Source organism: Nodularia sp. UHCC 0506, assembly GCF_034931045.1.
Taxonomy (GTDB): domain Bacteria; phylum Cyanobacteriota; class Cyanobacteriia; order Cyanobacteriales; family Nostocaceae; genus Nodularia.
Genome location: NZ_JAYGHH010000017.1, coordinates 70238 through 79106, shown reverse-complemented (window position 1 = coordinate 79106; position 8869 = coordinate 70238). Strand labels below are relative to the sequence as shown.

The 8869-nt window shown below is 40.8% G+C and carries 9 protein-coding genes; 5 read left to right on the top strand and 4 right to left on the bottom strand.

Annotation, left to right across the window (positions count from 1 at the left end):
- The first annotated feature begins 270 nt into the window (after window positions 1–270).
- Both hetF and VB654_RS12385 read left to right on the top strand, forming a co-directional pair.
- Window positions 271–2802: a cell division protein HetF gene (gene hetF / locus VB654_RS12390; RefSeq protein WP_323214066.1), complete on the top strand. Its 2532-nt coding sequence runs from the start codon at window positions 271–273 to the stop codon at window positions 2800–2802.
- A gap of 158 nt (window positions 2803–2960) precedes the next feature.
- Entirely contained in the window at window positions 2961–3932 is a 972-nt protein-coding gene (locus VB654_RS12385; RefSeq protein WP_323214065.1) for an alpha/beta hydrolase, read from the top strand.
- A gap of 115 nt (window positions 3933–4047) precedes the next feature.
- On the opposite strand, the gene VB654_RS12380 is transcribed toward VB654_RS12385, so the two are convergent.
- From VB654_RS12380 to VB654_RS12365, 4 genes are all read right to left on the bottom strand, one after another.
- Window positions 4048–4626, bottom strand: a complete 579-nt coding sequence (locus VB654_RS12380) for a peroxiredoxin (protein ID WP_323214064.1) — start codon at window positions 4624–4626, stop codon at window positions 4048–4050.
- Window positions 4627–4667: 41 nt separating this feature from the next.
- A complete protein-coding gene (sipA, locus tag VB654_RS12375; protein ID WP_323214063.1) occupies window positions 4668–4925 on the bottom strand; it encodes a regulatory protein SipA in 258 nt (85 codons plus the stop codon).
- Window positions 4926–5000: 75 nt separating this feature from the next.
- On the bottom strand, window positions 5001–5522 hold the full coding sequence (locus VB654_RS12370; RefSeq protein ID WP_323214062.1) for a Coq4 family protein: 522 nt from the start codon (window positions 5520–5522) through the stop codon (window positions 5001–5003).
- Window positions 5523–5592: 70 nt separating this feature from the next.
- On the bottom strand, window positions 5593–6081 hold the full coding sequence (locus VB654_RS12365) for a P pilus assembly/Cpx signaling pathway, periplasmic inhibitor/zinc-resistance associated protein (RefSeq protein WP_323214061.1): 489 nt from the start codon (window positions 6079–6081) through the stop codon (window positions 5593–5595).
- A 334-nt stretch (window positions 6082–6415) separates the two neighbouring features.
- Here VB654_RS12365 and VB654_RS12360 point away from each other — a divergent pair, with 334 nt between their 5' ends.
- The 3 genes from VB654_RS12360 to VB654_RS12350 all read left to right on the top strand — a co-directional run bounded on the left by VB654_RS12360 (window position 6416) and on the right by VB654_RS12350 (window position 8811).
- Window positions 6416–7624 carry a sensor histidine kinase gene (locus VB654_RS12360; protein ID WP_323214060.1) on the top strand — a complete coding sequence of 403 codons (1209 nt, stop codon included), beginning with the start codon at window positions 6416–6418 and terminating at the stop codon, window positions 7622–7624.
- Complete coding sequence (locus tag VB654_RS12355; RefSeq protein WP_323214059.1) at window positions 7621–8292, top strand: response regulator transcription factor; 672 nt, start codon at window positions 7621–7623, stop codon at window positions 8290–8292. The genes VB654_RS12360 and VB654_RS12355 overlap by 4 nt, the downstream gene beginning before the upstream one ends.
- Window positions 8293–8424: 132 nt before the next feature.
- Window positions 8425–8811: a RidA family protein gene (locus tag VB654_RS12350; RefSeq protein WP_323214058.1), complete on the top strand. Its 387-nt coding sequence runs from the start codon at window positions 8425–8427 to the stop codon at window positions 8809–8811.
- Window positions 8812–8869 lie beyond the last annotated feature (58 nt).

Genomic DNA, 8869 nt, shown 5'->3' with positions numbered 1-8869 from the left:
GATCATAATTATGGTTGCTGTTGAGCAAAAATAAAAAACCTCTCAATCAGCATTAGCCTACTAAGGGGTCTGAAAATCCAGGTGCATCTAGAAATAAATTTTTTTTAGCCAGATGCAAGCTAATCCAGATAAACTTATAGCCGAGGCAAAAAAACAATTTGGTTCAGAAACATTCAGTAGCAGGATGCATCTAAGGTATCAGAAGGAGCGAAAAATCGAATTGAAACTTTCGCGTTTCAAACTAGATTTAGGAGGCGAACAGGAAAAGTTGTGACCCAGGAATTTCACATTTCCGTAACCCCAGTAGGGCAGAATGACTACTTGGTGCGGACGGAACAAGTCGCACCTGGGGTACCATTGGCAGAAGAATTGGTAACTTGGCCTGTAGCTGAGTGGTTGGCATCTGCGGGAAATCTCATGAATGACCCACTAAAATCAGTGTTGCAGGGAGAGGGCGTTGCCAGAAACTCTGTTAATCTGGTGGCATTGGGACAGCAATTTTATAATGCACTGTTTCAAGGCACTCTCAGAGACAGTTGGATTACTGCCCAAGGTATTGCCCAGAACCACCAACAGTTACTGCGCCTACGTTTGGGGCTAAAAGATATCAAGTTAGCACGTCTGCCGTGGGAAGTGATGCACGCAGGCGATCGCCCCCTGGCTACTGGCCCTTATATTGCTTTTTCTCGCTACCAAAGCGGGATCATGGCAACATCTCGTTTACCATCCAGAAATAGACCAACACCACCAGAAACTGGCGGAGTGAGAGTTTTAATGGTATTGGCTTCTCCTCCTGATCAAGTTCGCCTCGATTTGCTTAAACAAGAAGCTATTAACCTCCAAGCTGAACTTCATCGTCAAACATCACGGACTAATGAAAATGGTACTCATTTTCCCAATATTGAACTTACCCTGCTAGACCAACCAGGGCGCGAAGAACTAACACAAGCTTTAGAACAAGGAAGATACCAAGTTCTACACTACTCTGGTCATAGCAACTTAGGGCCAAATGGTGGACAGATTTATCTTGTTAGTAGAAGAACTGGCTTAACGGAAACTCTGAGTGGTGATGATTTAGCAGGTTTGCTGGTCAATAATAATATTCAAATGGCTGTGTTTAATTCCTGTTGGGGAGCATATACAGCTACATCCGATCCCGTCGGGGATATGACGGGTGAACGTAACTTGACAGAAAGCCTAGTCAGGCGAGGTATTAGGGGCGTTTTGGCAATGTCAGAACGAATTCCCGATGAAGTAGCGCTGACGTTGACACAATTGTTTTACCGCAATCTCAGCCAGGGCTATACGGTAGATTTATGTGTTAGCCGAGTACGCCAGGGATTAATTTCTGCTTATGGTTCTCACCAGAGTTACTGGGCATTACCGATTCTATATCTCCAACAAGATTTTGATGGTCTTTTGTGTCCAGAAATATCTTTAAGTGCAGATTCACTCAATGGGTATAGTCATAATCGGCCTTTAAGGGCAAATCCCACTGCGATGTATTTTGCAATGGCGGATGATACCGACATCTCGTTACCCATCGATGAAATGATTTCTTCTGGTTTAGGTCATGATTCTTCCGGACTAGACTGGCTAGGTGAAGAGACGTGGGGCGATCTGGTGGATGAAATTGAGTATGATGATGACCCTCACTATGCAGAAGATTCGGCTTTAGTTTCAGATTTGTTTCGTCAGCTAGATAACCAAAAAGCTGCAAATGAGCAACTGGCATTGAATCCAGAAGTTGTGCAACCGATGAAAGACAAGCAACTTCCCCAAGACGCAGCTGTGTCAGATATTGCTCCCCTGGGTCAAGAATTATGGGGAGAAGTACCAGAAACTGTCACTGAAACCACTGGCAATTTCATACAAGAGGGGAATAACCCCACTTTCAGGGAATCATCACCATCAACCCCATTAAGTCCTCAACCTGTTATCGGTGATCAGCTGCGACCGATTATGGGTATTTTGGGTGCAAATACGTTAGTGAAGCTGACCGTAGGTGCTGCTATTATTTTGGGTTTGAGTTGGTGGTGGCAAAATCGACAAGTGCCATCTTTACCGGAAATACCGCCAATTCCTACTCAATCTCGCATCCGCGAAAATCAGCCAGAAACCGACATCACACAAGCTGCTACTGAAATTGTTACCGCCACAGCTACAGAAAAGTTAAGCCAGGGGGAATTACAAAAGGGGTTGCTATCTGTAGAAGAATTGCTGAATCGGGGTGCATTATCGGCTGCTGAAACTTCCCTGAATTTAGTTCCACAAAATCAACTCAATGATCCATCTGTGAACTTTTTTAAGGGGAGATTAGCGTGGCAGTTTGTCCAGGTTGGAGACACAAAATACAGTATTGATGATGCCCGTCGTTATTGGGAAAGTGCTGTGAAATCTCAACCAGATTCGCTTTTATATAAAAATGCCTTGGGATTTGCCTACTATGCAGAAGCTGATTTAAATCGAGCTAATAATTCTTGGTTCAAGGCTTTAGATTTAGCTCTCAAACAGAAAAATACAGCCTCTACTGAACTAGTAGCTATCAATACGGAATTGTCTAAGGAAGCTTTAACTTCTTATGCTGGATTAGCTTTGGGGCTGTATACATCGGCATCTAGTCAACCTGCTAGTGATAAACAAAGGCAATACCTCAATGAAGCTATCAAGTTGAGAAAAAGCGTAATTACTAATGATCCCGTCAATTTTCAGATCGAGCAATTGAGTAAAAATTGGTTGTGGACAGAAAAGGCAATTGAAAACTGGCGATCGCTTCTTCAAGAAACAGGCGAAAATAGATGAGGCAGGAAATATGAGACACTAGTACAGCAGGACGGAAGTTAAAAGTTAAAAAACTTTTATTTTGGGCTTTAGGATTTTTTGAAAGGTATCCCTATTTACACCGTATTTTAGTAGTCTGTCAGTATTAACTTAACTAATTCCTCTACTACCTATCTACTATGCCTATTTACGGGCCAGATGCAATTAATTTTGAAGGTGTAAATGGTCATCGCTACTGGTTTGAAGAGTCTTTCCCTTATACTGGAATAGCTGATATTGATGAGCGATTAAGTGGCTTTCCTGTTGCTATCTTTTTACCACAGAATCGACCTGTACAACATACGCCTCTGGTGATTGGTTTACAAGGGATGTGTGCGCCTTATGGCTTGAATGCTTTCATTGTGCCAACTTTGACACAAATGGGCATAGCTGTAGCTTTGTTCGATACACCCTTGTCCGGTGAGCGTAGCCTAGTACGTAGCTTCACTGCTGTAGTGGAACATGAGATTAAGCCATTAATTGAGCGGGGTGTGTGCTTTGACACCAAGCTATTCCTGCACATCTTTCGCCAGATAGCAATTGATATTGCTAGAGTACGTGACTTCTGCTATGAAAGCTACGGCATCAGCGATAGTCGCTTGGCACTATTTGGAGTCAGTATGGGAGTTTTACAGGCCGCCTATGCCTTTACTGCTGATGGTCTTGGAGAACGGCTACTGGGAACGATTGGTCATGCTAATCTCCAGTCTTTTGCTCAAAGCTGGGGATACCCAATTTTACCAGAGTTAGCAGCTTCACCTTTTGGTGGACTAGCAGAAGTAATCTTGGGGCGAGTTAAACCAGAGATGAAACCTTTAGTTCAGGTTTTACAATTAGTCAATAATCTCAAATACCCTGACGATCATAGTTTTGCTTGTAACCCAATGACTTATGTTGAGAGGGTTCAGCCTCCGCGTCGAGTTCGCTTCTTGGTCGGTGCTAACGACCCCATTGTTAGCGTTAGAGATGCTCAAGAATGTGCTAAGTGCTTTGGCGATGGTGCTTGTTATGTTGTTCCTGGGATGGGACATGGCACTAACAAATGGGGATCTTCTTTCGTTGATCATGTGCGCTATTTTCTAGTGACGCAGTTAGATGATTGGCGATCTTAGTCAAACTTCGCCGAATATTACAGCTATTTTTATTGCTGTCTGTAATGAGGAAGGCAGAGGGGTTAGGCACTGCCTCTGCGGTCAAATTAACTTCCTCATCTCAAATTACTGAACCCTAAGAGATTGATAGCTGGCGTGGCGCAGCCATAGCTTGCAATTTGTCAAGTCGTGCCAGAACTTCTGTACTGTGGATTGATGGGTTAACTTTCACAAAAGTCTCCCGCAAAATTCCTTCGGGATCGATGATAAAACTATGGCGCATCGATACAACACCGATCCAAGAACCATAAGCTTTACTCACCGCGCCAGTGGTATCAGCTAATAGGGGAAATTTTAGCCCCTCTGAATCACAAAATTCGGCGTGTGAATCAATATCATCAGCACTCACACCAATAATTTGAACGTTTTTTTCGATGTATTTGGGTAAGTCTTGCTGAAAACGACGAGCTTCAATGGTGCAACCAGATGTAAAGTCTTTGGGATAAAAGTAGAGAACTACCCACTTACCGCGCCAGTCAGACAGAGAAATATTGCCATCACCTGTGTTAGTTGGCAAAGTAAACTCTGGTGCAGGCTGATTGATTGCTGGCAGTTTACCACCCATAGCACCAGCGGCCGGGGTAAGATGCAACCAACTGATAACAGCAAAACAGCCGACAAGGAATATATTTAAAAAATTGCGCCGAGAAATCATGGTGCAGACCAAAATTATAACTTTACATAAGTTTACAATTATTAGTCGTCCTCTTCTCCTTCCAAATCAGATTCCGGGGGTGTATCTATGCTTTCAATATATTGACTATCCAAAAGAAATTTGCCTTTGGCAAAGTGTATACCCCAATATCCTCCAGGGCGGCGATCTAGGACTGTTCCCTCTTCCCCTAAACAAATCACATCTGGGGGGCGTAGCATGGGCATGGGATCTGCTGTTTTGACGTAGGGCGGTAGTGCTACAACTCGCACTTTACTACCAATGACGAATTCTTGAGACATTTTAAATTAAGCTAGGAGTCTTAATTTACTCATAACTCATAACTCCTAAATTTTACTAAGTATTGGCTGAATTTTTTATTTACTGTGTGGGAAATAGGAATTCTGCACATCAGTTAACGGTAAGTGCCAGAGTGATTCTGGTTGCCAAGTATCTGGGTCAAAGTCAGAATTACAACCACGTTCGTATGCTTGCCACAATCTGTCCCAGCTAAACTGTTGTCGAGCATCTAAATTTCTATGGATAACTCGCAATAATCCTAACCCTAAAATAATTTGAAATAATTGAAATTTAGCTCCTAATAAAAATGCTTGTACTTCGGCTTCTCCAATGGGGTCTGTACCATAACCCGTGAGGACATGAATACCGTCATGTAGTTGTTTGCGGCGAGTGCCTGTGGTGAAAGGTTTTAAGTGATGTGCATCGAGAAAATTAGCCCAAGTTCTGCCAAATGTGCCAGTGGGGAGGTGACGCAATTTCTCTAAGTCTACAATTTGGGGAACACTCCAACCTTGTGCGTCGGCTGTACGATCAAGTAAATCTAAAAATTTTTGCAGGTGAGGAGTGGGATTTGGGGAATTAACAGAGGTTTGGATCATAGGTTTTTTGAGATGAGATGGGCAGTTTTGCCCACCCCAAATTTATTGTGTATTTTAAGAATGGTTGAGATTATTGAGAGTTACTTTGCTGACGGCGCGCGCGCATATTTCGCCGCATTTCCTCCATTTGTTGGCGTTGTTCGGGGGTAAGGATTGCTAACATTTGTTCTTTCGATGATTCCCGGATTTGGCGCATTTGGGTTTTTTGTTGTTCAGTCAGATTTAAGTTAGCCCAACCCTTCTGGGGACGTTGCCCTTGTCCCGCTTGTCGTTGCTCTTGGCGGGCTTTTTTTGCTTCTGCTAATGTCGCTTTTTGTTCTGGGGTGAGAATTGCCTCTATTTGAGTTTGAGTATTGTTTTTAATTGTTTGCATTTGAGCTTTTTGGGCTTCTGTTAAATTTAAGCGTTGCCAAGGACCCCTTTCACCTTTTCCTTTTTCGGGCATTTGTGCTATTTGTAGCGGCGAAGATGATCTCAGTTGTGCTTGAACAGCAAAAGGTATTGCTGTTAAAGTTAAGGCGATCGCTCCAGCTAACAATGATAATGACTTGAGTTTCATAGCGGTTTTCGTGTAGTTTCCTGATTGGATGTCACTATCATAGGAAATCTCTAATTACAGTGACATGAGGATAAAGTCACGATTACAACCATGACTTTAGTCACGGCTCATTACCAAAAATTGTGATTAGTAATTACATATAAATATAAATTAATCTCAAGATAGAAAATAACTTTGGTTGATTAAATTGAATATTCTCCAAAATTTTTAGTACAGTACTGTGTAAATAAAGCTACCATTTTAATGTAACGAAAAGCCTACAGCATCAGCTTTTTGAATTTTGACTTTTGCCCTGCGGTATTATTATCCCAATAAAATCACAACTTTAAATTTTATGAGTCGTTCTATTCAATTTAACAATCATCCTTTTCGATTTTTACTGTATTTGGAGTGGGCATTATTAGCGATCGCGGTTTTTACAGCTGCCTTACCATCTCCTTCACCGCGATTTATGACTAAGTTTCCTGAACTGACTATTTTAAGTTTAATTATTTTTGGTTTAATGGGATTAAGATTACCTACTACAAACTACTTAACTAAAATTGTGTATACGGCAACTGAAATTCTTTTGATTGCCACAACGGGATTCTTTGGGGGAAGAATTGCGCGATTATTTCCTTTTCTTTACATAATTTTGGTAACTCGCAGTTGTCTCATATTTAAATTGCCTGGACGTTTATTAGTTACAATTATATCCTTTAGTTTATTTTTAATAACACTACAATACCGCTTTCCTAAACCACCATTACCACCCCAGGCACAAGAGCGCTTCCGGTTTTTTCCTCTCAGTTTGGCGCTAATATTTGGCTTAAGTTTAATTTTTATTTTATTGTTGATGAATACAGTCATATCTGAACGCCAAAGTAGAGAAAAACTAGCTATTGCTAACGAAAAACTCCGGCAATATGCTTTAAAAATTGAAAATCAAGCGACTTTGGAAGAAAGAAATCGGATTGCTAGGGAAATACATGATTCATTAGGACACTCTTTAACAGCCTTAAATTTGCAATTAGAAACGGCTTTAAAATTATGGCAATCTCACCCAGCTAAAGCTCAAACATTTTTAGCTAGGGCTAAAGAACTGGGTTCTAAATCGCTCAATGATGTGCGCCATTCTGTTTCTACTATGCGGCAGAATCCCTTGCAAGACCAGACTTTAGAACAAGCGATCGCTATTCTCTTACAAGATTTTCAGCGAATCAATGGCATTTCAACCCTTTGCTTAATTCATCTAGAATATTCTCTAGCATCTGACGTTATTATCTCTATTTACCGAATTATTCAAGAAACTTTGACAAATATTTCTAAATATGCAGAAGCATCAGAAGTTAAACTAGAAATTACCACAACTAAAGGAAGTTTCCGCTTAACAATTCAAGATAATGGCAAAGGTTTTGATATCATGCAAAATACCACTGGTTTTGGACTACAAAGTATGCGCGATCGCACCTTAGCACTAGGAGGCGAATTTCAAATTAATAGTCATCCTGGTTCTGGTTGCCAAATTATAGTTGATATTCCCTTATTGAGTTTAATTAGATGATTACAGTTTTATTAGTAGATGACCAAAACTTAATTCGTCAAGGATTAAAAGCATTATTAGAACTAGAAGCAGATTTAGAAATAATTGGTGAGGCAGAAAATGGCGAACAAGCAATTAAGTTGAGTGAACAACTACAACCTGATGTCATTCTCATGGATATCAGAATGCCAATCATGGATGGAGTTGCAGCTACGCGAGAAATTCAAAAACGTTGTGCAGGAATGAAAATTTTAGTTTTAACAACTTTTGATGATGATCAGTATGTCAAAGCAGCTTTAGAGAATGGGGCAATGGGTTATTTGCTCAAAGATACACCATCAGAAGAGTTGGCTGTAGCTATTCGCGCAGTTCATAAGGGATATACACAACTAGGCCCTGGAATCATCAAAAAACTTGTGACTCAATTTTCCACGCTGACATCAACTGAGTTACCGCCAGTACCTTCTAGTTTGGCAGAACTTACTCCCAGAGAAAAAGAGGTTCTGCGGTTAATTGCTATAGGTGCTAATAACCGAGAAATTGCCCAACAACTTTATATATCAGAGGGGACTGTTAAAAATCATGTCACAAATATTTTAAACAGGTTGAATTTGCGCGATCGCACACAAGCAGCTATTATAGCTAACACATTTTTAAGTTATTTACAGCAAAATAGTTCAAAAAATTAACAAAATTGAAGGCAGAATTTCAGCAGGATTATTTGCAATTATAGATGATTACAGGCTTGGGCGTTTATAATTGCAGGTCACAACAGGTAGTGGTTTAATTGTAAATAGATTTGGAAGGAGATGCCGCAATTAATGAGTCGTCAATTTATATCTTCTGGTTCTATCTTCGAGCAAGAAATTGGTTATTCCAGAGCCGTTGTTGATGGAGACTGGGTTTTTGTTTCTGGTACCACGGGTTTTAATTACAGTACGATGACCATATCTGATGATGTTGTACAACAAACAGAGCAGTGTTTTCAAAACATTAATGCGGCCTTAATAGAGGCAGGACTGATAATGCAGGATATAGTGCGAGTACGTTACTTTTTACCTATTCGAGAAGACTTTGAAATTTGCTGGCCAGTAATTCGTAGATATTTAGGAGATGTCAGACCAGCAGCAACAATGATTGTTGCTGGACTTTCAGATACTAGAATGCGGATTGAGATAGAAGTGACAGCAAAAAAAAGTAGGCACTAAGCTAATCGGCATTTACAGCAGATTGCAGCTAAATGAGTAACAATGAAGTCAGTGCATC

Excerpts from the sequence above, each read along its gene's own strand:
- VB654_RS12385 (WP_323214065.1), top strand. The coding sequence starts at position 2,961 with ATGCCTATTTACGGGCCAGATGCAATTAATTTTGAAGGTGTAAATGGT.
- VB654_RS12370 (WP_323214062.1), bottom strand. The coding sequence starts at position 5,522 with ATGATCCAAACCTCTGTTAATTCCCCAAATCCCACTCCTCACCTGCAA.
- VB654_RS12350 (WP_323214058.1), top strand. The coding sequence starts at position 8,425 with ATGAGTCGTCAATTTATATCTTCTGGTTCTATCTTCGAGCAAGAAATT.
- sipA (WP_323214063.1), bottom strand. The coding sequence starts at position 4,925 with ATGTCTCAAGAATTCGTCATTGGTAGTAAAGTGCGAGTTGTAGCACTA.
- VB654_RS12355 (WP_323214059.1), top strand. The coding sequence starts at position 7,621 with ATGATTACAGTTTTATTAGTAGATGACCAAAACTTAATTCGTCAAGGA.
- VB654_RS12380 (WP_323214064.1), bottom strand. The coding sequence starts at position 4,626 with ATGATTTCTCGGCGCAATTTTTTAAATATATTCCTTGTCGGCTGTTTT.
- VB654_RS12360 (WP_323214060.1), top strand. The coding sequence starts at position 6,416 with ATGAGTCGTTCTATTCAATTTAACAATCATCCTTTTCGATTTTTACTG.
- VB654_RS12365 (WP_323214061.1), bottom strand. The coding sequence starts at position 6,081 with ATGAAACTCAAGTCATTATCATTGTTAGCTGGAGCGATCGCCTTAACT.